Genomic DNA, 21,905 nt, shown 5'->3' with positions numbered 1-21,905 from the left:
CGGCTTACCCCGGAAAGGTTTCGAAAGCATTGCCGGCTATCGGCCCGTGAAGGGATCTCTTAAGATCGGCACATGAACCAATCGATTCTGGTCGTCGACGACGACCCTGTCGTGCGCAATCTCGTGCGCGAGTATCTGCAGGGACGCGGCTACGCCGTCACCACGCTCGAACACGGAATGGCGCTGCAGCGCGCGCTGCAGAACGAGCGTCCGGCGCTCGTCGTGCTCGACATCATGATGCCGGAGCTCGACGGCATCAGCGCACTGCGCACGCTGCGCCTCGCCGGCGACGACATTCCGGTGATCCTGCTGACCGCGCGCGCCGACGTGATCGATCGCGTGATCGGCCTCGAACTCGGCGCGGACGACTACCTGGGCAAGCCGTTCGAGCCGAGCGAACTCGTCGCGCGCATCCGCACCGTGCTGCGCCGGCGCGGCGCGAGCGCGCCGGGCGCGCCGGAGCATCGCGCGCCTTATCGCTTCGGCCGCTTCGAGGTGAACTTTCCCGCGCGCGAACTGCGCCGCGACACCGAGCGCATCCCGCTGCGCTCCAGCGAATTCGCGATCCTGAAGGTTTTCGTCACGCACGCGATGACCGTGCTGACCCGCGCGCAACTGCTCGAAAAACTGCACGGCAACAGCGAAGCCCACCGCAACCGCAGTCTCGACGTATCGATCTGGCGGCTGCGGCGGCTGATCGAAGTCGACCCGTCCGAGCCGCGCTACGTGCAGACCGTCTGGGGACGCGGCTATGTGTTCGTGCCGGACGGCGAAATCGGCGCCGCCGAGCGCTGCACCGCGCCGCCGCCAGACGCCTGACGCGGCACGGGCAGCAGCGCATCGAGGCGTCGGCGCATCAGAACGTCAGCACGCTCAGGAACAGGCGCTGCAGCCAGCCGACCGTCGTCGCATCGCTGACGATGCCCTTGCCGACCTGCTCGATGCGGGCATTCGCCACCTTGCTCGACGACACATAGTTGCTCTCGCCGATGTCCTTCGGATTGACGATGCCGGAGAAGCGCAGCCGGTCCTGGTTGCCGTTCATCGCGATCAGCTTCTCGCCGGACACGACCAGGTTGCCGGTCGGCGTCGTGCCGATCACGGTCACCGCGAGCGTGCCGGTCATCCCGTTGGTGTCGGTCATCGCGCCCTTGCCTTCGAACGACGTGCTCGCCGAGCCGATGTTGAACAGCCGCGCCAGCCGTGCCGCCGTACCGGTCGACTGGTCCGCCGCGGTGGCCGTGATGTCGCTGTTGCGGCTCGCGGTCGTGTTGGCGCTGCTGTTGCCGCTGTACGACTCGGACAGCACGATCGTCAGCACGTCGCCGATGTGCTGCGCGCGCGGCGTTTCGTACAGCGACAGCGCACTGCCCGCCTGATAGATCGCCCCCTGCGAGTTGACGTTCAGCGCGGCGACGGCGAGAGGGGGCTCCATCGGCGTCTGCACGATCGATTGCGGCGGGCTCGCACAGGCGGTCAGCGCGAGCGCTGCCCCGATGGTTGCGGTAAGGCGTAACGTGTTCATCAGATGTCCTCCGCCCGGCTCGCGCCGCGACGAATCGGTAGGGGCGCGCGGGTGGCGTCAGCTCGCGTCGACGCTGCTCGCCTGCCATTGCCGCACCAGCGATTTCACCCAGGCGGCCGGGTCTTTCAGCAGATAGGTGAGCGTGCCCTCGTGCGCATCCGGCAGAAAGCACAGCGTGATCGAGCTCACGCGGTTCTCCCAGACGTAGGTCGGCATCGCCGCGCCCGACGACGACGCCGTCTGCACGCCGAGATGCGGCGGACCGTAGCGGCTTGCGAGCGCGTTGCGCAGATCGTCGGCGGTGGCCGCGTCCACGACGAACGACATCTCGTAGAGCCGCAACCCGCCCTGCCCCTTCACGCGCGCAAAGCGCAGCACATGATCGAGCGCCGGCACCCCGTCGACCACCGCGCGCGCCACCTTCCAGCCGTCGGCGCCGCGATACGCCCAGCGGCACGCCACGGTCAGGCTCTCGTCGTTCTTCAGCGGCATGCCGAGCGCACCGGCCAGCACATCGGTCTCGCAGACCGGCACGCTGCCGAGCGGCGTTGCGCGCACCGTCGAGCCCGCGCGAAACTCGTCGAGCGTGATGCCGAGCGGAATGCCGCGAAACGCGTACGGCACATCGGTCTCGGACCGATGCCGCGCGGCGGCGGCCAGCGCAGGCCGTGCGCCGGGCCGCGCGAGCGGATCGGCGCGGGCGGCAAGCGCGGTGCCGGCGAGCAGCGCCGCAGCGAGCAGCCGCGCCGCGCGCAAGGCCGGCCGGGCCGCCGCCCCGCGCAACGGCAGATGGGCGAACAGCGGGACATTCATGGCTTAGTCGATCGCAGTGGCACACGCATCGAACGGCGCGGCAGCCGCGTGTCCGACGGCCGGCACGATATCGAGCGTCGCTGCCGTCAGCCGGCAAGGCAGCGCGGCGAGACCGCAGCCGGACAGCGACAGCAGCGTCGCGCCGAGGGCGAGCCCGCACACGACGCGTACAACGCGCTTCAGAAGCGACAGGTTCGGCACGGGCACCTCGCTGCGTCAGGCAGTCGTGTTGACATGGTTGCCGACGAGCGGGCCCGGTTGCGCCGGCATTGCCGGTTCGGCCGGCAGTTCGGGGCGTGCCGGCAGCTCCGAAGTGCCGGACGGGCGCTCGCGCTGCACGGGCGGAAAAGTGGTGGGGCGAAGATTATTCGTCACAGTCATCGTGGACCTCGCAGGAAGGTAACAGGCAGAAAACGGATGCCGCGATTGCGCCGCCGCTGCGCACGGGCGCCGGCTGCGGCGTCCGCATGCAGGCCGGCGGGCCGCGACGGCGATGGACTACGGGATGCATCATCACGCGCCGCGCATCGTCACGATGGCCGAAGGAACGAATGGTTTTCAGGAATGCTTACGAGCAGTTTCGAGGCGACGCCAATTCTTTCGGCGCAGCAATTCCGGTAAGCGACGCACTGGCGGGACGGGATGCCGCGCACCGGTCTGGGGCGCGCAAGCCGCGCGCGTGCCCGCATGTCACGCCACGCCGCACCGCGCGGGCGGCGTGGCGGCGCGCCGGGGGCGCGCACGCGGACGGCCCCGGTGTTCGCCGCGCGCGAGCGCGTGCATGAACGCGTAAGTGTTGGTAAGAAAAGGAGCAGGCGCGCGCCACGGACGGCGGTCTAAAATTCTGCAATGAATCCACAGGTCCTTATCGTCGACGACGACCCGGTCGTGCGCGATCTGCTTTGTCGCTTCCTGCAGTCGAACGGGTTCGACGCCTCCGTGCTGCACGACGGCACGCATCTGCAGCGCCGCCTCGAACGCGAGCGGCCCTCGGTGGTGGTGCTCGACATCATGATGCCCGACACCGACGGGCTGCGCGCGCTCACCGCGCTGCGCGCGGCGGGCGACGACATTCCGGTCATCTTCGTGACGGCGCGCGGCAGCGTGGCCGACCGCATCGTCGGCCTGTCGCTCGGCGCCGACGATTACCTGACCAAACCCTTCGATCCGCGCGAGCTGCTCGCGCGGATCCAGACCGTGCTGCGCCGGCGCGGCCCGTCGACGACGAGCGCGCCCGAGTCGCGCAAGCCTTACCGCTTCGGCCCGTTCGAACTCGATTTCGCGACCCGCACGCTCTCGCGCGACCAGCAGCGGTTGCCGCTGCGCGACAGCGAGTTCGCGCTGCTGAAGATCTTCGTCAAGCATCCGTACAGGGTGCTCTCGCGCGTGCTGATCCACGACCTGATCCACCGCGACAACCTGGCGTTCCGCGACCGCAGCCTCGACGTGCCGATCTGGCGCCTGCGCCGCGTGATCGAGGACGATCCGTCCAATCCCTGCTACGTGCAGACCGTGCGCGGCAAGGGTTACGTATTCGTGCCGGACGCCGACACGCTGCCGCCGCAGACCGGGAGCCTGCCCGCGCAATGAAGAACCCGTTGAACACCCTGTTCGGCAGAATGGCGTTGCTGTCGACAGCGGTGTTGCTGGCGATCCAGGCCAGCTGGTTCGTGCTGGTCGTGGTGCAGCCGCCGCACCACGAGGTGGACGGCTTTGCGCGCGGCATCCTGCTGATGCTGCAGGCGGCCAACGGCGAGCCGGTGCGCGGCGCGGACCTCGCGCCGGCGATGAGCGTGCACCTCGTGCCCACCTGGAACATGCCGTCCACGATCCACCTGTCCGCGCCGAGCCGACGCCAGTTCGTCGAACTCGCGCAGCGCCTGGGCGCGCGTCTGCCGGCGGGCACCGAGATCCAGGTGGACGACTTCCGGCCGCAACGCCTGTGGATCCGCTACCCGGGAAAATCGATGTGGATCGTGGTGCCGGTCGATATCCCGCCGCGGCCGCGCTTCGTCGTCGAGACCGTGTCGATGCTGGTGGCCGCGGTGATCCTGTCGCTGCTCGCGGTCTGGCAGATGCAGCGGCCGCTGTCGCGCGTCGCCGACGCGGCCCGCGCGTTCGGCGCGGGCGACCGGCCCGCGCCGGTCACCGAGCAGGGGCCGCGCGAGCTGCGCGAACTGATCGGCTCGTTCAACGGCATGATGCGGCGGCTGAACGAAGCCGGCGACGATCAGGCCGTGATGCTCGCCGGGGTGGCGCACGACCTGAAGGCGCCGCTGACGCGGCTGAAGCTGCGCGCAAGCGTGCTGGTAGCCGAAAGCGAGCGCGCCGGCCTGATCCGCGACGTCGATTCGCTGACCAACATCGTCCAGCAGTTCCTCGAATTCGCCGGCCAGTCGGCGGACGCGGGACCGCCCGCCGGCGTCGACGCGTTCTTGCGCGAGCAGTTTTCCGCCGCCGACAGCGGCGCGGCAGCCGCCCCGAAAGCGCCGCCGGACCCGGCCGGCGGCGACGAGCCGCCGCTCTTTAGCCTCGATCTGCGCGCCGGCCCGCATTTCACGCTGCCGCGCACGCTGCTCGACCGGCTCGTCACGAATCTCGTCGACAACGCGCTGGAACACGGCCTGCCGCCGGTGGAGATCGCAACCGCGCGGGCCCGCGGCGACTGGCTCATCACCGTGCGCGATCACGGCCCCGGCATTCCGGAGGAGCGCATCGCCGCCGCGATGAAGCCGTTCGTGCGGCTCGACGCGGCGCGCGGCGGCGAAGGTCATTGCGGCCTGGGCCTTGCGATCGTCGCGCGTCTCGCGCATGGGCGCGGCGGACACTGTCACGTCGACAATCATCCCGAGGGCGGCCTGCGCGTGCGCATCCTGCTGCCGGCGGACGCGCCCCGCGGCTGATCCGCCGGCGCGGCGCGCACGCTTACGCGTGCTTACCGGGCGCGCCGGCGCGCGCATCGCGACCGTATAGTGCCGCTCGGGCTTCCTCGATGGCCCCCTGTTCGGTCCATGCACGCCCCCACGTGCGTGGGCCGTTTTTTTGCCTGCTTTTTTGCTGCATCACGGACGCGCGCGGCGACAGCCCGGGCCCGCCGGCGCGGCGCCGCTAGATCACCAGACGGTCGTGCAACGCGTCGACGCTCGACTGCGACAGGCCGAGCCCCTCGGTCAGATAGCGCATCATCGTGCCGTAGCTCGCCTGCACCTGGTCGAAGCCGGCCTGCAGGAAACTGTCCTGCACGCCGAACAGCGGCGCATCGAGCGTGGCGTCGAGCGCGCCCTGATCGGCCTGGATCGACGCGATCCGGGTCTGGATCGACGCCGCGGAGTAGGTGTTGGTCAGCAGGTAGTCCTGCAGGATCACGTCGAGCGGCACGTTCGCGATGCTCAGCAGCAACGCCGCCACCCAGCCGGTGCGGTCCTTGCCTGCCGTCGAGTGAATCAGCTGCACGCCCGGCGCCTCGGCGAGCTGCGCCAGCAGCGCGCCATAGCCGGCGCGCTGTGCCGGATCGGTCACGTATGCGCGCTCGGCATTCTCCATCCACGCAACCGCGCCGCCCGGCATCGCCGGCGGCGGCACCACCTCGTCGGGCAGCGCGAGCACGTTGATGTTCGTATAGGCGGCCCCGGCCGGCATCACGTCCGCCGTCCGCGCGATTTCTCCCGGCGTGCGCAGGTCGTAGACGGTGGCGATATCCAGCGTGTCGAGCACCGCGAGATCGGCCGGCCCCGGCGCCAGCACGTTCGCGCGGTAAAACATGCCGCGCCGCACCTGACGGCCATCGACGGTCGGATAGCCGCCCCCTGCGCCGCCGATATCGCGAAAGTTGTCGACCGACGCGAGCCGCGGCGTATCGGGCTGCCCGGGGGACACGCCGCCGCCGCACCCCGCCAGCCACGCGCCGCCCAGACCGGCCATCAGCATCACGCCGGCGCTACTCCTGAGGAACGCGCGGCGCGACCCGGACCCGGCGTCGATGCCGGGGGGCTGTCGTGACGGCGCGCCGGCGCGGCGTGCTGGCGAGCGAACTTTCGCAGTGAAATCCATCGAATCTATCGGTAAGGAGCGCGGGTAAGGGACGCGGGGCCGGTGCACGCAGAGTGCGCCGATCATCCATGGCGCCGGCCCGGAGTGTACTCGTCAAAAATCCCGCTTTGGTTACGACGTAGGAGTCTGTAAGAATACGAAACGCCCATCCGGCATCGGACGGGATGATTTTTATCCGGGCTGGCTCGCGCGCACGATCGCGCCGTAAAATACGGGCGCACTACGCCAAGGCGCCTCGCGGCGCCGGCACTCACGGGGAATCAGGAGAGCGGATGGCGTCATTTCAGTGGTTCACGGAGTTGACCACGCGCGAGCGCCGCACGCTCTACGCGGGCTTCGGCGGCTATGCGGTCGACGCGTTCGACTTCATGATCTACTCGTTCCTGATCCCGTCGCTCATCACCGCGTGGGGCATGACCAAGAGCGAAGCCGGGCTGATCGCCACCGGCTCGCTGATCTCGTCGGCGCTCGGCGGCTGGCTCGCCGGCATCCTCGCCGACCGTTACGGCCGGGTGCGCGTGCTGCAGTGGACCATCGCGACCTTCGCGATCTTCACCGGCCTGTCAGGCTGCACCGACTCCTTCTGGCAGCTGTTCACCACCCGCACGCTGCAAGGCCTCGGCTTCGGCGGCGAATGGTCGGTGGTCACCATCATGATGGCCGAGACGATCCGCTCGCCGCAGCATCGCGCGAAAGCGGTCGGCACCGTGCAAAGCAGCTGGTCGTTCGGCTGGGCGGCGGCCGCGATCGTCTACTGGGCGGCATTCGCGCTGCTGCCGGAGCAGATCGCATGGCGCGCGTGCTTCTGGGCCGGGCTTGCGCCGGCGCTGTGGATCCTCTACGTGCGGCGCAACGTCCGCGACCCGGACATTTTCATTGCGACCCGCGAGGCGCGGGCACGCGGCATCGACAACGCGCACTTCCTCGAAATTTTTGCGCCGGCTCACCTGAAGACCACACTGCTCGGCAGTGCGCTGTGCAGCGGCATGCTCGGCGGCTACTACGCGATCACCACGTGGCTGCCGACCTATCTGAAGACGGTGCGGCATCTGTCGGTGTTCAACACCAGCGGCTATCTGATCGTGCTGATCGTCGGCTCGTTCACCGGTTATATCGTCGGTGCGATCCTGTCGGACCGGATCGGCCGGCGGGCATCGTTCATCGTGTTCGCGCTCGGCTCGTTCGTCCTCGGGATGATCTATACGATGCTGCCCGTCACCGACACCACGATGCTCATGCTCGGCTTCCCGCTCGGCATCGTCGTGCAGGGCATTTTCGCGGGGGTCGGCGCGTATCTGTCGGAGCTGTATCCGAATGCGATCCGCGGCTCGGGCCAGGGCTTCTGCTACAACCTGGGGCGCGGCGTGGGCTCGTTCTTCCCGATCCTCGTCGGCGCGCTCGCCCCGTCGCTCTCGCTCGTCTACGCGATGGGGCTCGTCGCCGGCGCAGGCTACCTGCTCGTGGTCGCGGCCGCGCTCTGCCTGCCCGAGACGCGCGGCAAGGTCCTCGCGGCGTCCGGCCCGGCCTCCTGACCCGGCCGGATGCGCGCATGAATACGATCGTACTGGGCGGCGGCGTGATCGGCGTCGCGACCGCGTTCTATCTGCGCGCGCGCGGCTGCGAAGTCACCGTGATCGAGCGCGAACCGGACGTCGCGCTCGCCACCAGTTTCGGCAACGCCGGCGTCATCGCGCCGGGCTACGTCACGCCGTGGGCCGCGCCCGGGATGCCGGCGAAAATCGTCAAATACCTGTTCAGGCCGAACTCGCCGCTCATCTTCCGGCCCACGCTCGACCCCGCGCAATGGCGCTGGATTGCGCGCTGGCTGCACGAATGCGACCTCGAACGCTTTCGCGTGAACAAGCAGCGCATGCAGCGCATCGCGTATTACAGCCGCACGTGCCTGCACGAATTCCGTAGCCGCCACCCGTTCGACTATGGGCGCAGCAACGGCTATCTGCAGCTGTTTCGCAGCGAGTACGATCTCGCGCTCGCGCAACCGGCGCTCGCGGTGCTGCGCGATGCGGGCATCGTCCACCGCGAAGTGAATGCCCAGCAGTGCGTACAGATCGAGCCCGGCCTGCGCTGGGCCCGCGAGACGCCGTTCGCGGGCGTCTATCTGCCGGACGACGAAGCAGGCGACTGCGCACGCTTCACGCGCGAGCTGCGTGCGATCTGCGAGGCCGACGGCGTGCAGTTCCGCTTCGATACGCGCGTCACGGCGCTCGACGTGCAGGGCGGCGCGGTGCGCGGCGTGCACGTCGACGGCGAACGCGGCGCGCACACGCTGCGCGCGGATGCCGTGGTGGTCGCGCTCGGCGTCGACAGCGCCGGCCTGCTCGCACCGCTTCGCGTGAAGGTACCGCTGTATCCGGTGAAAGGCTACTCGGCGACGCTGCCGGTGGTCGACGACGAAAAAGCGCCGCGCGCGGCACTGATGGACGAGTCGCTCAAGACGGCGATCACGCGCTTCGGCCCGAACCTGCGCGTTGCCGGTACGGCCGAACTCGGCGACCGCCGCGCAACGCTGCGCGAGCAGGCGCTGCACACGCTGCTGAAGGTGCTCGCCGACTGGTTTCCGCATGCGGCGCAGCCGACCTCCGCGCACTTCTGGGTCGGGCGCCGGCCGATGACGCCGGATGGCGCGCCGCTGCTGGGCGCATCCGGCATCGACCGGCTGTGGCTGAACGTCGGACACGGCTCGACCGGCTGGGCGATGTCGATGGGCTCCGGACGCGTGGTCGCCGATCTCGTGACACGGCACACGCCGGACATCGATCTCGACGGGCTGACGCTCGCCCGTTACGACGCTTTCCGCCGGCGCTGAAGCACGGCGCGCGCCGCGGCGGCGCGCGCACCCGGCCTCATCGAAGCGGCACGTGGGCGAGCGCGCGGTACTGCGCACCACGCGCGGCGAGCGTGCTCGAATAGAGCATCAGTGCGTCGAAATGCGCGACAAAGGGCGTGAATGCCGGTGTCTCGCGTGCGACGTCGTGCGCGAGGCGACCGAAACGCGCAAGCGTGATGTGCGGCCGGAACGCGCGGGCATCCACGGACAGGCCCAGCCCGATCATCAGCGAACGGACCCGCCAGTCCAGTTCGACGAACGCGTCGGTCATCGCAAACGTCGCGACCATCAGACGCGGACGCGCGGCACCCGGCCAGTATGCGACGCGCGCAACCGGCGCGTCCGCCACCGGCCCTGCTTGCGCGGCCAGCGCCTGGGCGAGCGCACGTCCGGGTTCATAGCCAAGCGCGCCGATGAACGCCACCGTCAGATGCAACTGCTCGCCGGGCACCGGACGCGCATGCGCCGGCACCGGTATTGCCGCGAGCGCGGCGCGGGTCGCCGCAGCCGGCGCGAGCGCGATAAAACAGCGCTGCCAGCCGTCGCGGGCGAGCGGGTCGGTTGCCTGCATCGTGAATCACCGTGGCGAACGAAGCAGCCCGCTTGCGGCGGCGCGAGCCGCGCAGGTCTGCGGGCCGATTCATCATCTTAACGCCGGCTCCGCAACGCAAACATGCACGCATGAAAAAGCCGGGTCGTCCTTGCGGACGCCCGGCTCGACCACCCTTCTTTTACTTGCTTCTGTCGTCTCCACCTGCTCCTGCGAAAACCGGTACGCCCCGCCGCAGCGGCGGGACGTCGCCCGCAGCCTCAGCGCGGCAGATCGGAGTGACCCATCAGGTAGGCGTCGACCGAACGGGCGCACTGGCGCCCTTCGCGGATCGCCCACACGACGAGCGACTGGCCGCGGCGCATATCGCCGGCCGTGAATACCTTGTCGACGGACGTGTAGTACGCGCGCTCACCCTCGGTCGAGGCGCGCACGTTGCCGCGCGCATCCTTGTCGACGCCGAACGCTTCGAGCACCGGCGAGACGGGTTGCGTGAAGCCCATCGCGAGCAGCACGAGATCGGCCTTGATCTCGAACTCGGAACCCGGCACTTCCTGCATCTTGCCGTCCTTCCATTCGACGCGCACCGCGATCAGCTTTTCAACCTTGCCGTTCTTGCCTTCGAAGCGCTTGGTCGCCACGGACCAGTCGCGGTCGCAGCCTTCGTCATGCGAGGACGACGTGCGCAGCTTGACCGGCCAGTACGGCCAGACGAGCGGCTTGTTTTCCTCGACCGGCGGCTGCGGCAGCAGTTCGAACTGCGTGATGCCCTTCGCACCGTGACGGTTCGACGTGCCGACGCAGTCCGAGCCGGTATCGCCGCCGCCGATCACGACGACGTGCTTGCCCTTTGCGAGCAGCTGGTCCGGCACCTTGTCGCCGGCGTTGACCTTGTTCTGCTGCGGCAGGAATTCCATCGCGTAGTGGATGCCCTCCAGCTCGCGCCCCGGCACCGGCAGGTCGCGCGGCGTCTCGGAACCGCCCGTCAGCACGACGGCGTCGAACTGATCCTTCAGCTCGTCCGGCGTGATGGTTTCCTTCGCGGTATTGCCGATGAACGCGGGCAGCGGTTCCTTGCCGACGAACACGTTCGCGCGGAAGGTCACGCCTTCGGCTTCCATCTGACGCATGCGGCGGTCGATCAGCCACTTTTCGAGCTTGAAGTCGGGGATGCCGTAGCGCAGCAGGCCGCCGATGCGGTCGTTCTTCTCGAACACCGTCACGTCGTGGCCCGCGCGCGCCAGTTGCTGCGCGACCGCCAGACCCGCCGGACCCGAACCGATCACCGCCACCTTCTTGCCGGTCTTGTGCGTCGGCGGCTGCGGCGCAACCCAGCCTTCGGCCCACGCCTTGTCGATGATCGCATGCTCGATCGACTTGATGCCGACCGGGTCGTCGTTGATGCCGAGCGTGCATGCCGCTTCGCACGGCGCCGGGCAGATGCGGCCGGTGAACTCGGGGAAGTTGTTGGTCGAATGCAGGACTTCGATCGCATGCTTCCAGTCCTGATGGAACACGAGATCGTTGAAGTCCGGAATGATGTTGTTCACCGGGCAGCCGTTGTTGCAGAACGGAATGCCGCAATCCATGCAGCGCGCGCCCTGGATCTTCGCCTCGTCGTCGGCGAGGGCCGACACGAATTCCTTGTAATGCTTCACACGCTGCAGCGGTGCTTCGTACGCCTCGTGGCGGCGCTCATACTCGAGAAAACCGGTTGCCTTGCCCATGGGGTTCTCTAATCTATCTGGTACAGGTGGGGGATCGGTACCGGCTGTCCGCACGGACAGCCGGTACGCCTCATCGGGGTCAGTCGCAGCCCGGGATTACGCGGCGAGCACTTCCTTCTTCGCCTTCTTCGCAGCCATCTCGCCGAGTGCGCGCTTGTATTCGGTCGGGAATACCTTCACGAACTGGCGGCGCGACGCATCCCAGTTCTCCAGCAGCGACTTCGCGCGCGGCGAGCCCGTGAACTGGAAGTGACGTTCGATCAGCCCCTTCAGCAGCGCCTCGTCGGTTTCGTTCGCATGCCACAGGCCACGGTCGACCGTGCGCTCCTGTTCGGCCTGCTGCAGCACCGGATCGAGCGTCACCATCGACTTGTTGCACTTGCCGGCGAACCCGCCGTCCGGATCGTAGACATACGCAATGCCGCCCGACATGCCGGCCGCGAAGTTCCGGCCGGTCTCGCCCAGCACGACGACGGTGCCGCCCGTCATGTACTCGCAGCCGTGATCGCCGGTGCCTTCGACCACCGCGGTCGCGCCCGAATTACGCACGCAGAAGCGCTCGCCCGCGACGCCGCGGAAGAATGCTTCACCCTCGATCGCGCCATACATCACCGTGTTGCCGCAGATGATGTTTTCCTCGGACTTGCCGCGGAAGTCGTTGGTCGGGCGAATGATGATGCGCCCGCCCGACAGGCCCTTGCCGACATAGTCGTTGCCGTCGCCGACCAGATCCAGCGTGACGCCCTTCGCGAGGAACGCGCCGAAGCTCTGGCCCGCGGTGCCCTTCAGCTGGATGTGCACCGCGTCGTCGGCGAGGCCGTCGTGCCCGTACTTCTTCGCGATCACGCCCGAGAGCATCGCGCCGACCGTCCGGTTCACGTTGCGCACCGGCTGGATGAACGACACGTGCTCGCCCTTTTCGATCGCTGCTTTCGCCTTCTCGATCAGCGTGTGATCGAGCGCGCGGTCGAGGCCGTGGTCCTGCGCGTCGACGTGACGGCGCGCCACGTCGGCCGGCACTGCCGGCTGGTAGAACACCTTCGCGAAGTCGAGGCCCCTCGCCTTCCAGTGCTCGACGCCCTTCTTCATGTCGAGCAGCTCGCTATGGCCGATCAGGTCGTCGAACTTGCGCACGCCGAGCTGCGCCATGATTTCGCGCACTTCTTCCGCGATGAAGAAGAAGAAGTTCACCACGTGTTCCGGCTGGCCCTTGAACTTCGCGCGCAGCACCGGATCCTGCGTGGCCACGCCGACCGGGCAGGTGTTCAGATGGCACTTGCGCATCATGATGCAGCCCTCGACGACGAGCGGCGCGGTGGCGAAGCCGAATTCGTCCGCGCCGAGCAGCGCGCCGATGACGACGTCGCGGCCGGTCTTCATCTGACCGTCGGCCTGCACGCGGATGCGGCCGCGCAGGCGGTTGAGCACGAGCGTCTGCTGCGTTTCGGCAAGGCCGAGTTCCCACGGCGTGCCCGCATGCTTGACCGACGACAGCGGCGACGCGCCGGTGCCGCCGTCATGGCCGGCGATCACGACGTGATCGGCCTTCGCCTTCGCGACACCCGCCGCGACCGTGCCGACGCCCGATTCCGACACGAGCTTCACCGAGATGCTCGCGACCGGGTTGGCGTTCTTCAGGTCGTGGATCAGTTGCGCCAGGTCCTCGATCGAGTAGATGTCGTGGTGCGGCGGCGGCGAAATGAGGCCCACGCCCGGCACCGAGTAGCGCAGCTTGCCGATGTACTCGGATACCTTGTGGCCGGGCAGCTGGCCGCCTTCGCCCGGCTTCGCGCCCTGCGCCATCTTGATCTGGATCTGGTCGGCCGACGCGAGATACTCCGCGGTCACGCCGAAGCGGCCCGACGCGACCTGCTTGATCTTCGAGCGCAGCGAGTCGCCCGCCTTCAGCGCGATGTCGGTCACGACCTCGTCGCCGAGGATTGCCTTCATCGTGTCGCCGTTCTTGATCGGGATGCCGCGCAGTTCGTTGCGATAGCGCTTCTCGTCCTCGCCGCCCTCGCCGGTGTTCGACTTGCCGCCGATGCGGTTCATTGCTACGGCGAGCGTCGCGTGCGCCTCGGTCGAGATCGAGCCGAGCGACATCGCGCCAGTCGCAAAGCGCTTGACGATATCCTTGGCCGGTTCGACTTCGTCGAGCGCGATCGCGCGCGCGGGGTCGACCCTGAATTCGAACAGGCCGCGGAACGTCATGTGACGCTTCGTCTGGTCGTTGATCAGGTGCGCGTATTCCTTGTACGTCTGGTACGAGTTGCTGCGCGCGGAGTGCTGCAGCTTCGCGATCGCATCGGGCGTCCACATGTGGTCTTCGCCGCGCACGCGGTACGCGTACTCGCCTCCGGCGTCGAGCATCGACGCGAGCACCGGGTTGTCGCCATACGCTTCCCGATGCAGGCGGATCGCTTCTTCGGCCACCTCGAACAGGCCGATGCCGCTCACCTTCGACGACGTACCCTTGAAGTACTTCTGCACGAGCTCCTCGGCAAGACCGACCGCTTCGAAGATCTGCGCGCCGGTGTACGACATGTACGTCGAAATGCCCATCTTCGACATGACCTTCTGCAGGCCCTTGCCGATCGCCTTCGTGAAGTTGTAGATCGCCTTCTCGGCCGACAGGTCGCCCGACAGCCCCTGCGCCATCTGCGCGAGCGTTTCCATTGCGAGGTACGGGTGCACGGCTTCCGCGCCGTAGCCCGCGAGCAGCGCGAAGTGGTGCGTTTCGCGCGCCGAGCCGGTTTCGACGACGAGGCCCGTGCTGGTGCGCAGCCCCTGCTCGACGAGGTGCGTATGAATCGCAGCGGTCGCGAGCAGCGCGGGGATCGCGACGTTGTCGCGATCGGCCTTGCGGTCCGACACGATCAGCATGTTGTAGCCGGACTTCACCGCATCGACGGCTTCCGCGCACAGCGACGCGAGGCGGGCTTCGATGCCCTCCTTGCCCCAGGCGACCGGATAGCAGATGTTCAGCTCATACGAGCTGAACTTGCCGCCGGTGTACTGGTCGATCGCGCGGATCTTCGCGATGTCCTTGAAGTCGAGCACCGGCTGCGACACTTCGAGCCGCATCGGCGGGTTGATGTTGTTCGTGTCGAGCAGGTTCGGCTTCGGGCCGAGGAACGACACGAGCGACATCACCATGTTCTCGCGGATCGGATCGATCGGCGGGTTCGTGACCTGCGCGAACAGCTGCTTGAAATAGTGGTAGAGCGTCTTGTTCTTGTTCGAGATGACCGCGAGCGGCGAGTCGTTGCCCATCGAGCCGACCGCTTCCTCGCCGGCGCGCGCCATCGGCGCCATCAGGAACTTGAGGTCTTCCTGCGTGTAGCCGAACGCCTGCTGGCGATCGAGCAGCGCAGCCGCTTCGCGGCGTTCCGTGACGACGTCCTCGGCCTTCGCCTCGATCTCGTCGAGCTTGATGCGCACCGCGTCGATCCAGCTCTTGTACGGCTTCGCGTTCGCGAGGTTGTCCTTCAGTTCCTTGTCGTCGATGATGCGGCCGTGCTCCATGTCGATCAGGAACATCTTGCCCGGCTGCAGGCGCCACTTCTTGACGATCTTCGACTCGGGGATCTGCAGCACGCCCGCTTCCGAGGCCATGATCACGAGTTCGTCGTCGGTGATCAGGTAGCGCGCGGGGCGCAGGCCGTTGCGGTCGAGCGTCGCGCCGATCTGGCGGCCGTCGGTGAACGCGATCGCGGCGGGACCGTCCCACGGCTCCATCATCGCGGCGTGGTATTCGTAGAACGCGCGGCGGTTGTCGTCCATCAACGTGTGCTGCTCCCACGCTTCCGGAATCATCATCATCATCGCGTGGACGAGCGGGTAGCCGGCCATCACGAGCAGTTCGAGGCAGTTGTCGAACGACGCGGTATCCGACTGGCCCGGATAGATCAGCGGCCACAGCTTCGGCAGGTCGTCGCCGAGCACGTGCGAGGCGATCGCGCCGGTACGCGCGTTCAGCCAGTTGACGTTGCCCTTCACCGTGTTGATTTCGCCGTTGTGCGCGATCATCCGGTACGGGTGGGCGAGCTCCCACGCCGGGAACGTGTTGGTCGAGAAGCGCTGGTGCACCAGCGCGAGCGCCGAGACCACGCGCTCGTCCTGCAGGTCGCGGTAGTACACGCCGACCTGGCCGGCGAGCAGCAGCCCTTTGTAGACGACCGTGCGCGCCGACATCGACGGCACGAAATATTCCTTGCCGTGCTTGAGCTTGAGCGCCTGGATGCGGTGGCTCGCGGTCTTGCGGATCACGTACAGCTTCCGTTCGAGCGCGTCCGTCACCATGATGTCCTTGCCGCGGCCGATGAAGATCTGGCGGATCAGCGGCTCGCTCGCCTTGACAGCGGGCGAAATCGGCATCGTGTGGTCAACCGGTACGTCGCGCCAGCCGAGCACGACCTGGCCTTCGGCCTTCACGGTGCGCTCGAGCTCCTGCTCGCAGGCGAGCCGCGACGCGTGCTCCTTCGGCAGGAAGATCATGCCGACGCCGTATTCGCCGAACGGCGGCAGCGTGACACCCTGCTTCGCCATCTCCTCGCGATAGAAGCCGTCCGGAATCTGGATCAGGATGCCGGCGCCGTCGCCCATCAGCGGATCCGCGCCGACGGCGCCCCGGTGGTCGAGATTCTCGAGGATCTTCAGGCCTTGCTGAATGATTTCGTGACTTTTCTTGCCCTTGATGTGGGCCACAAAGCCGACGCCGCAGGCATCGTGCTCGTTTTGCGGGTCGTATAGACCTTGCGCGGCGGGAACCGGGGAGGTCGGGTGCTGGTGGTCGTTCATGGGGACACCGTCTGTGAGGGGCCAAAGGCGGCCGTTAAACCATTTCTTGTTGCCCGCGATTCGCACTGCGACCGCGAAGCCGGATCAGGCCCAGGATGCGCCGAAACTGCCGGAATTCGGAATATACGCGACGAATCAATGGAATAGCAAATAAAACGTGTTGATCTGACACCTATTACTATGCTGGTGCATTTTCGCCTCAATTTATTGGTGACATATCAAAAAGGTGCAAAAGAAAGCGGCATGCAGGGATGCCGCTTTCGCACAACTCGTTGAATCGCCGTGCCTATTGCGTCTGCGGGGTTTCGCGGACCTTGCGCGGACGCCCGCGCGGCAAAGGCGACACGCGGCGATTTGCCGCACGCGCCGCCCACTCCCGGTAGCTGTCGCTACCCAGCACCCAGCCCTTCAGGGTGGCCTGCTGCAACTGGGTCGCGTCGCGCTCGTCGAGCGGCTGCTCGCACAGTTCCCGGTAGGCGCGCTGGCGCTCGAACGGCGTGTTGCCGAGCGACCAGTAGAGCGGATGGTCCGTGATCAGGCTGTCGAGCGTGAGCCCGATGTGATGCCGGTAGCTGGACCAGCGATAGTCTTCCGCCGCGCTCACCAGCTGCTGGCGGACCGGATAGAGCTCGACCACGCGGCTCGCGAGCAGGAAATAGCGCTCGCCCTCGATCACGGTCGCGCGGTAGCGCCCCTCCCACAACGTGCCGCGGCGCGAATAGCGCCGGTTGAAATGCGCCACGTAGCGCCGGCCAACCGCCTGCATCGCCTTCGGCAAGCTCGACTCCTCGCGGGGCGTGACGAGCAGTTGCACCGCGCCGGGCATCAGCACGTAGGCATGTATCGCGAGGTGGTGGTCGCGGGAGGCCGCCTTCAGACAATCGATGAAGAGTTCGTAATCCTGGTCGTCGATAAACGCGGGCTGCTGATCCAGTCCACGCAGGATGACGTGTTGCGGCTGGTCGGGAACATAGAGACGTGCGAGCCGTGCCATGCTGGAGTATCCAATAGTCGCGTTGGTATATACCCGAAGGTCCGAAAAGCCGCACGCCCGTTTTATTCGGTGCGGCGCGGCCAGGCCAGAATACCCGCCTGGCTTAGGGAGAAAGCTCTAACCGCTGTGTATGGTGAGTTTCAGACGTTGTGGTCATAATGAGCGGGCCTTTTATGGAGGAGCACTTATATGAGACTAAAACAGGCCATGACGGGGATGGCGGCGCTCGCCTGCATGACGGCAGCGCACGCTCAATCGGCCGGCAGTTTTTACGTGACATCGGGTTGGCTGCATCTCGCACCTCAAAGCAGTAGCGATCCACTCAAGGAAACGAATGTCGGCGGCTCGCCGGTCAACATCACCGTTCCCAACACGGGCGCCTCGCTCGATAGCGCCGACACCCTCGGCTTCACCGCCGGCTATTTCATTACCGACCATATCGCCACCGAGTTCGTGATCGGCATTCCGCCGAAATTCGATCTTCAGGGCACCGGCGCGCTTTCGCAGTTCGGCACGCTCGGCCAGGCGCGGCAATGGAGCCCGACACTCCTGTTCAAGTACTACTTCAACGCACCGCAAGCCACTTTTCGCCCATTCCTTGGCATCGGCGTGAGCCGCATCTGGTTCACGGATGCCAGCATCACCAACGGCGTGTTCGAGCAGGAGGTCCTGCACGGTCCGACCACGGTCTCCGCGGATAGTTCGTGGGCGCCCGTGTTCAACGCCGGCTTCAACTACAACATCAACCAGCACTGGTTCGCGAGCCTGTCGCTGTCGTACCTGCCGTTCAGCACGACGACCAGGCTGAACAGCGCCGCCTCGACGCCGGTCGGCACCCTGAACGTCCAGTCGCAAACGCGCGTCCGCCTCGATCCGATCGTCAGCTACGTGAGCATCGGATATCGCTTCTGACGCCACGATTAAGGGTAGTCGAGTTTTCGGGGCTTGAACAATGCCGTCATGCAATCGTGACGGCATTTTCATTAGTGCGGCGCAAAAATGCCCGTGTCCGCGGTCAATCTGATCTTTGTAATTTTGACCCGCCCACCGGCGGCCTGACTGCAAAATATGCCAGCGGCCGCGCAGACACGCGCGGCCTGCCGCGCCGCCGCAGCCGGGTGCGGGCCTGCGGCGCCCGGCCGATGCGGTGCGCGACGCACCGTGTGGCACCGAAGTTGCGTCGCTGCAGATTCTCCGCCTGCCCGATGCAGGCGTTTTGCGAACCCGACCACGAGGAAACCCATCATGACTGCACTGCCGAATACGCGCGACGCATTGGACGAGTCCTGGACGACCACGAGCCGCCGCGCGCGCCGCATCGCGCGCCATGGCCGCCACGCGGCCGAGGATATCGCGAGCGAGCTGCGTTCGCTGATGGCGGAGCTCGAAGACACGCTCGCCGACGGCACGCACGCCGACGCGGTAGCGTTGCGCGCCCAGTTGCGCCAGCGGCTCGACACCGCGCGCGAGCGTCTGAACGCGACGCGCGATGCCGTGCGCGAACGCGCCGAGTCGACCTTCTCCGACGCCGACGACTATGTGCACGCGAACCCGTGGCGCGCCGTGGCGATCGCCGGCGGCGTGGCGCTGCTCGCCGGCGCCCTGCTCGCGCGCAGCCGCTGATTCGCGGCAACCGGCGCACGCCGCCACGGTGCGGGCGTGCAGCCCAGGTGTGGCCGTCAGTTGTCGTCGATCACGAAGAGGCGCTGATATTCCTTCAGCGCGTAGCGATCGGTCATTCCGGCGATGTAATGCGCGACGAGCCGCGCCTGCGCGGCTGCGTCGGACGCCTGGTAGGCCGGCGGCAGCAGCCGCGGGTCGGCGGTGAATGCGTCGAACAGTCCCGCCACGACGCGCCGTGCCTTGTTCGCCATGCGCATCACGCGATAGTGCCGGTACAGGTTCTTGAACAGGAAGCGCTTGAGCGACGCCGCCTGAGCGGCCATCGCCGGGCTATGCGCGACAATGGCCGGCGCGCGGCGCACTGCGTCGAGCGAGTCCGGCGCATGCGTGCGCAGGTTGCGCGAGGTGGTCTCGATCAGGTCGACGATCAGCGTGTTGATGATGCGTCGCACCGTTTCGTGGATCAGACGACGCCCTTCGATCTGGGGAAAGTCGCCCCGCGCGGTCTCGTAATGGGTCTGCCACAGCTCGACTTCGGCAAGCTGTCCGGTCGTCAGAAGTCCGGAGCGCAGCCCGTCGTCGACGTCGTGGTTGTTGTACGCGATTTCGTCCGCCACGTTGGCGATCTGCGCCTCGATCGACGGCTGCCGTCCGGCAAGAAAGCGCTCACCCAGTTCGCCCAGGCGCTGTGCGTTCTCGCGGGAACAGTGCTTCAGAATGCCCTCGCGCGTCTCGAAACACAGATTCAGGCCATCGAACGCGCCGTAATGCTCCTCCAGTTCGTCGACCACGGCGAGGCTCTGCAGATTGTGCTCGAAGCCGCCGTAGTCGCGCATGCACTCGTTGAGCGCGTCCTGCCCGGCATGGCCGAACGGCGTGTGTCCCAGGTCGTGCGCGAGTGAGATCGCTTCGACCAGATCTTCGTTGACCCGCAGATTGCGCGCGACCGAGCGCGCGATCTGCGCGACTTCGAGGCTGTGCGTGAGACGCGTGCGAAACAGGTCGCCTTCGTGGTTCACGAAGACCTGGGTCTTGTATTCGAGGCGCCGGAATGCAGTGGAATGAACGATGCGGTCGCGATCGCGCTGAAACTCGGTACGGGCGCTCGGCGGAGGCTCGGCATGACGCCGGCCGCGCGAGAGCGCCGAGTGCGCGGCGTACGGCGCGAGGTGCGCCTCGAGCGCGGCTACAGTGGGCGCAGTGGGCGCGGTGGCGGGTGCGCTCGCGGGCGGCGTGCTGCCGGCGAGAGTCTCGTTCGAGGCAGAGCTGCGGGTATCGGTCAACGTTCGCTCCCTGTCATCAACGGCCCGTCGCCACGTCTTTGCGGCCCCCGCGCTCAGACCGTGGCGTCGAGCGTGGCGAGCACCGCCGCGTCGGGCGCGGGTCCGATCAGCGTCTCCCCGAAACGCTTCAGCAGGATGAACTTGATCTCTCCCGCCTCCGCCTTCTTGTCGACCCGCATCAGTTCGAGATAGCGCGGGCCGCCTAGTGCGGGCCCGCGAACCGGCAGATGCGCGGCGACGATCACGTCGACGAGGCGCCGTCGCGACGCCTCGTCGAGATGGCCGAGACGCACGGACAGATCGGCCGCCATCGCCATCCCGCAGCCGACCGCCTCGCCGTGCAGCCACTCGCCATAGCCGAGTCCGGCCTCGATCGCATGGCCAAACGTATGGCCAAAATTGAGAATGGCGCGCAACCCGCCCTCGCGCTCGTCCGCGGCCACCACCGCAGCCTTGATCTCGCACGAACGCTTGACGGCTTGCGCGAGCGCCTGTGGTTCGCAGCCGTTCAGCGGGGCGACGTTCGCCTCGATCCACGCGAAAAACGCGTCATCGGCAATTGCGCCCGTCTTGATGATCTCGGCGACGCCCGCCGCCAGTTCGCGCTGCGGCAGCGTGCGCAACGCGCCGATATCGGCGATCACCGCCTGGGGCTGGTAGAACGCGCCGATCATGTTCTTGCCAAGCGGATGATTGATGCCCGTCTTGCCGCCGACCGACGAATCGACCTGCGAAAGCAGCGTGGTCGGCACCTGGATGAACGGCACGCCGCGCATGTAGCAAGCGGCGGCAAAGCCGGTCATGTCGCCGACCACGCCGCCGCCGAGCGCGATCAGCGTGGTCTTGCGATCCGCGCGCGCGCCAAGCAGCGCGTCGAAGATCAGGTTCAGCGTCTCCCAGTTCTTGTGCGCCTCGCCGTCCGGCAGCACGACGGTCGACACATGCTTGCCGAGCGGCGCGAGCGCACCGCGCAGCGCGTCGCCGTAGAGCGGATCGACCGTGGTGTTGGTGACGATCATCACCGACGAGCCGGCGATATGCGGCGCGAACAGCGCCGTCTGACCAATCAGGTCCCGGCCGATATGAATGGGGTAGGCGCGATCGCCCAGTTCGACGTTGACGGTAATCATGCTTGTACATTCGATGCCGGAGGTTTGCCGACCCCGGCCATTTCCAGTTGCATCAGGACCATGTTGACGAGGCCATTGACCGAGGGCCGGCCGGTTTCGATGACAAAGTGCGCACACTCGCGATACAGCGGATCGCGAATTTCGTAAAGCTGCTCGAGCCGCGCCTTCGGGTCTTCTGTCTGCAGCAGCGGCCGGTTCTTGTCGCGCCGCGTGCGCAGCCACAGATCATGAGGATTGGCGCGCAGATAGACGACGAGCCCATGCTTTTGCAGCGCTTCGCGATTCTCCGGGCGCAGCACCGCACCGCCGCCGGTAGCCAGCACGATCTTCTGCCGGCCGGTCAGTTCGGCGATGACCTGCGCTTCGCGTTCGCGAAAACCGGCTTCGCCCTCCAGTTCGAAGATCACCGGGATGCGCGCGCCGGTACGCGCCTCGATTTCGTGATCCGAATCGAAGAACGGACGATCCAGCCGGCGCGCCACCGCCCGGCCCACGGTGGTCTTGCCTGCCCCCATGAGCCCCACAAAAAATACATTGGCGTGTGCGTCCCGCGCTTGCAACG

At 67.1% G+C, this 21,905-nt stretch carries 18 protein-coding genes; 7 read left to right on the top strand and 11 right to left on the bottom strand.

Annotation, left to right across the window (positions count from 1 at the left end):
• The first annotated feature begins 72 nt into the window (after window positions 1-72).
• On the top strand, window positions 73-819 hold the full coding sequence (locus AC3AP7_RS00435) for a response regulator (RefSeq protein ID WP_475766704.1): 747 nt from the start codon (window positions 73-75) through the stop codon (window positions 817-819).
• 37 nt (window positions 820-856) lie between these two features.
• Here the strand turns inward: AC3AP7_RS00435 and AC3AP7_RS00430 are convergent, their stop codons facing one another.
• From AC3AP7_RS00430 to AC3AP7_RS00420, 3 genes are read right to left on the bottom strand one after another with little or no spacing between them, the layout of a single operon-like run.
• Window positions 857-1,525: a flagellar basal body L-ring protein FlgH gene (locus AC3AP7_RS00430; protein ID WP_475766706.1), complete on the bottom strand. Its 669-nt coding sequence runs from the start codon at window positions 1,523-1,525 to the stop codon at window positions 857-859.
• Between the two features lie 57 nt (window positions 1,526-1,582).
• The gene (locus tag AC3AP7_RS00425; protein WP_475767864.1) at window positions 1,583-2,281 is read right to left on the bottom strand and encodes a hypothetical protein; all 699 of its coding nucleotides are present in this window, start codon (window positions 2,279-2,281) and stop codon (window positions 1,583-1,585) included.
• 60 nt (window positions 2,282-2,341) lie between these two features.
• Complete coding sequence (locus AC3AP7_RS00420; protein WP_475766708.1) at window positions 2,342-2,539, bottom strand: DUF6726 family protein; 198 nt, start codon at window positions 2,537-2,539, stop codon at window positions 2,342-2,344.
• A 648-nt stretch (window positions 2,540-3,187) separates the two neighbouring features.
• On the opposite strand from AC3AP7_RS00420, the gene AC3AP7_RS00415 reads away from it, so the two are divergent.
• Both AC3AP7_RS00415 and AC3AP7_RS00410 read left to right on the top strand, forming a co-directional pair.
• Window positions 3,188-3,928 (top strand): response regulator, encoded by a 741-nt coding sequence (locus AC3AP7_RS00415; protein ID WP_475766710.1) that lies wholly within the window; start codon window positions 3,188-3,190, stop codon window positions 3,926-3,928.
• Entirely contained in the window at window positions 3,925-5,241 is a 1,317-nt protein-coding gene (locus AC3AP7_RS00410; RefSeq protein ID WP_475766712.1) for an ATP-binding protein, read from the top strand. The genes AC3AP7_RS00415 and AC3AP7_RS00410 overlap by 4 nt, the downstream gene beginning before the upstream one ends.
• A gap of 205 nt (window positions 5,242-5,446) precedes the next feature.
• On the opposite strand, the gene AC3AP7_RS00405 is transcribed toward AC3AP7_RS00410, so the two are convergent.
• Window positions 5,447-6,265 carry a tyrosine-protein phosphatase gene (locus AC3AP7_RS00405; RefSeq protein ID WP_475766714.1) on the bottom strand — a complete coding sequence of 273 codons (819 nt, stop codon included), beginning with the start codon at window positions 6,263-6,265 and terminating at the stop codon, window positions 5,447-5,449.
• A 395-nt stretch (window positions 6,266-6,660) separates the two neighbouring features.
• Between AC3AP7_RS00405 and AC3AP7_RS00400 the strand changes: the two genes are divergently transcribed.
• Together AC3AP7_RS00400 and AC3AP7_RS00395 are read left to right on the top strand one after the other, a co-directional pair.
• Window positions 6,661-7,920, top strand: coding sequence for an MFS transporter (locus tag AC3AP7_RS00400; protein WP_475766716.1), 1,260 nt, complete (start codon window positions 6,661-6,663; stop codon window positions 7,918-7,920).
• A gap of 17 nt (window positions 7,921-7,937) precedes the next feature.
• A complete protein-coding gene (locus tag AC3AP7_RS00395) occupies window positions 7,938-9,215 on the top strand; it encodes a D-amino acid dehydrogenase (RefSeq protein ID WP_475766718.1) in 1,278 nt (425 codons plus the stop codon).
• Window positions 9,216-9,252: 37 nt separating this feature from the next.
• On the opposite strand, the gene thpR is transcribed toward AC3AP7_RS00395, so the two are convergent.
• From thpR to AC3AP7_RS00375, 4 genes are all read right to left on the bottom strand, one after another.
• The gene (gene thpR / locus AC3AP7_RS00390; protein WP_475766720.1) at window positions 9,253-9,807 is read right to left on the bottom strand and encodes an RNA 2',3'-cyclic phosphodiesterase; all 555 of its coding nucleotides are present in this window, start codon (window positions 9,805-9,807) and stop codon (window positions 9,253-9,255) included.
• A 239-nt stretch (window positions 9,808-10,046) separates the two neighbouring features.
• Window positions 10,047-11,513 (bottom strand): glutamate synthase subunit beta, encoded by a 1,467-nt coding sequence (locus tag AC3AP7_RS00385; RefSeq protein ID WP_475766722.1) that lies wholly within the window; start codon window positions 11,511-11,513, stop codon window positions 10,047-10,049.
• A 96-nt stretch (window positions 11,514-11,609) separates the two neighbouring features.
• On the bottom strand, window positions 11,610-16,313 hold the full coding sequence (locus AC3AP7_RS00380; protein WP_475766724.1) for a glutamate synthase-related protein: 4,704 nt from the start codon (window positions 16,311-16,313) through the stop codon (window positions 11,610-11,612).
• A 286-nt stretch (window positions 16,314-16,599) separates the two neighbouring features.
• Complete coding sequence (locus AC3AP7_RS00375) at window positions 16,600-17,307, bottom strand: transposase (protein ID WP_475766726.1); 708 nt, start codon at window positions 17,305-17,307, stop codon at window positions 16,600-16,602.
• 189 nt (window positions 17,308-17,496) lie between these two features.
• Between AC3AP7_RS00375 and AC3AP7_RS00370 the strand changes: the two genes are divergently transcribed.
• Window positions 17,497-18,219 carry an OmpW/AlkL family protein gene (locus AC3AP7_RS00370; RefSeq protein WP_475766728.1) on the top strand — a complete coding sequence of 241 codons (723 nt, stop codon included), beginning with the start codon at window positions 17,497-17,499 and terminating at the stop codon, window positions 18,217-18,219.
• Window positions 18,220-18,552: 333 nt separating this feature from the next.
• Complete coding sequence (locus AC3AP7_RS00365) at window positions 18,553-18,930, top strand: ElaB/YgaM/YqjD family protein (RefSeq protein ID WP_475766730.1); 378 nt, start codon at window positions 18,553-18,555, stop codon at window positions 18,928-18,930.
• Window positions 18,931-18,986: 56 nt separating this feature from the next.
• Here the strand turns inward: AC3AP7_RS00365 and AC3AP7_RS00360 are convergent, their stop codons facing one another.
• The 3 genes from AC3AP7_RS00360 to AC3AP7_RS00350 are packed head-to-tail and all read right to left on the bottom strand — an operon-like array spanning window position 18,987 to window position 21,903.
• The gene (locus AC3AP7_RS00360; RefSeq protein WP_475766732.1) at window positions 18,987-20,213 is read right to left on the bottom strand and encodes a deoxyguanosinetriphosphate triphosphohydrolase; all 1,227 of its coding nucleotides are present in this window, start codon (window positions 20,211-20,213) and stop codon (window positions 18,987-18,989) included.
• Window positions 20,214-20,266: 53 nt separating this feature from the next.
• Window positions 20,267-21,343 carry a 3-dehydroquinate synthase gene (gene aroB, locus AC3AP7_RS00355; RefSeq protein WP_475766734.1) on the bottom strand — a complete coding sequence of 359 codons (1,077 nt, stop codon included), beginning with the start codon at window positions 21,341-21,343 and terminating at the stop codon, window positions 20,267-20,269.
• Entirely contained in the window at window positions 21,340-21,903 is a 564-nt protein-coding gene (locus AC3AP7_RS00350; RefSeq protein ID WP_475767866.1) for a shikimate kinase, read from the bottom strand. Before AC3AP7_RS00350 ends, aroB begins: the two co-directional genes overlap by 4 nt.
• Window positions 21,904-21,905: the final 2 nt, after the last annotated feature.

It is taken from the genome of Paraburkholderia sp. PAMB 6770 (genome assembly GCF_057748135.1).
The sequence above is the reverse complement of the archived record's forward strand: the minus strand, read 5'-3'. Positions and strand labels throughout refer to the sequence as shown.

What these genes read in the sequence shown, in the direction of transcription:
- AC3AP7_RS00435 (WP_475766704.1), top strand. Translation starts at nt 73, where the DNA reads ATGAACCAATCGATTCTGGTCGTCGACGACGACCCTGTCGTGCGCAAT.
- AC3AP7_RS00430 (WP_475766706.1), bottom strand. Translation starts at nt 1,525, where the DNA reads ATGAACACGTTACGCCTTACCGCAACCATCGGGGCAGCGCTCGCGCTG.
- AC3AP7_RS00415 (WP_475766710.1), top strand. Translation starts at nt 3,188, where the DNA reads ATGAATCCACAGGTCCTTATCGTCGACGACGACCCGGTCGTGCGCGAT.
- AC3AP7_RS00410 (WP_475766712.1), top strand. Translation starts at nt 3,925, where the DNA reads ATGAAGAACCCGTTGAACACCCTGTTCGGCAGAATGGCGTTGCTGTCG.
- AC3AP7_RS00405 (WP_475766714.1), bottom strand. Translation starts at nt 6,265, where the DNA reads ATGCTGATGGCCGGTCTGGGCGGCGCGTGGCTGGCGGGGTGCGGCGGC.
- AC3AP7_RS00400 (WP_475766716.1), top strand. Translation starts at nt 6,661, where the DNA reads ATGGCGTCATTTCAGTGGTTCACGGAGTTGACCACGCGCGAGCGCCGC.
- AC3AP7_RS00395 (WP_475766718.1), top strand. Translation starts at nt 7,938, where the DNA reads ATGAATACGATCGTACTGGGCGGCGGCGTGATCGGCGTCGCGACCGCG.
- thpR (WP_475766720.1), bottom strand. Translation starts at nt 9,807, where the DNA reads ATGCAGGCAACCGACCCGCTCGCCCGCGACGGCTGGCAGCGCTGTTTT.
- AC3AP7_RS00385 (WP_475766722.1), bottom strand. Translation starts at nt 11,513, where the DNA reads ATGGGCAAGGCAACCGGTTTTCTCGAGTATGAGCGCCGCCACGAGGCG.
- AC3AP7_RS00380 (WP_475766724.1), bottom strand. Translation starts at nt 16,313, where the DNA reads ATGAACGACCACCAGCACCCGACCTCCCCGGTTCCCGCCGCGCAAGGT.
- AC3AP7_RS00375 (WP_475766726.1), bottom strand. Translation starts at nt 17,307, where the DNA reads ATGGCACGGCTCGCACGTCTCTATGTTCCCGACCAGCCGCAACACGTC.
- AC3AP7_RS00370 (WP_475766728.1), top strand. Translation starts at nt 17,497, where the DNA reads ATGAGACTAAAACAGGCCATGACGGGGATGGCGGCGCTCGCCTGCATG.
- AC3AP7_RS00365 (WP_475766730.1), top strand. Translation starts at nt 18,553, where the DNA reads ATGACTGCACTGCCGAATACGCGCGACGCATTGGACGAGTCCTGGACG.
- aroB (WP_475766734.1), bottom strand. Translation starts at nt 21,343, where the DNA reads ATGATTACCGTCAACGTCGAACTGGGCGATCGCGCCTACCCCATTCAT.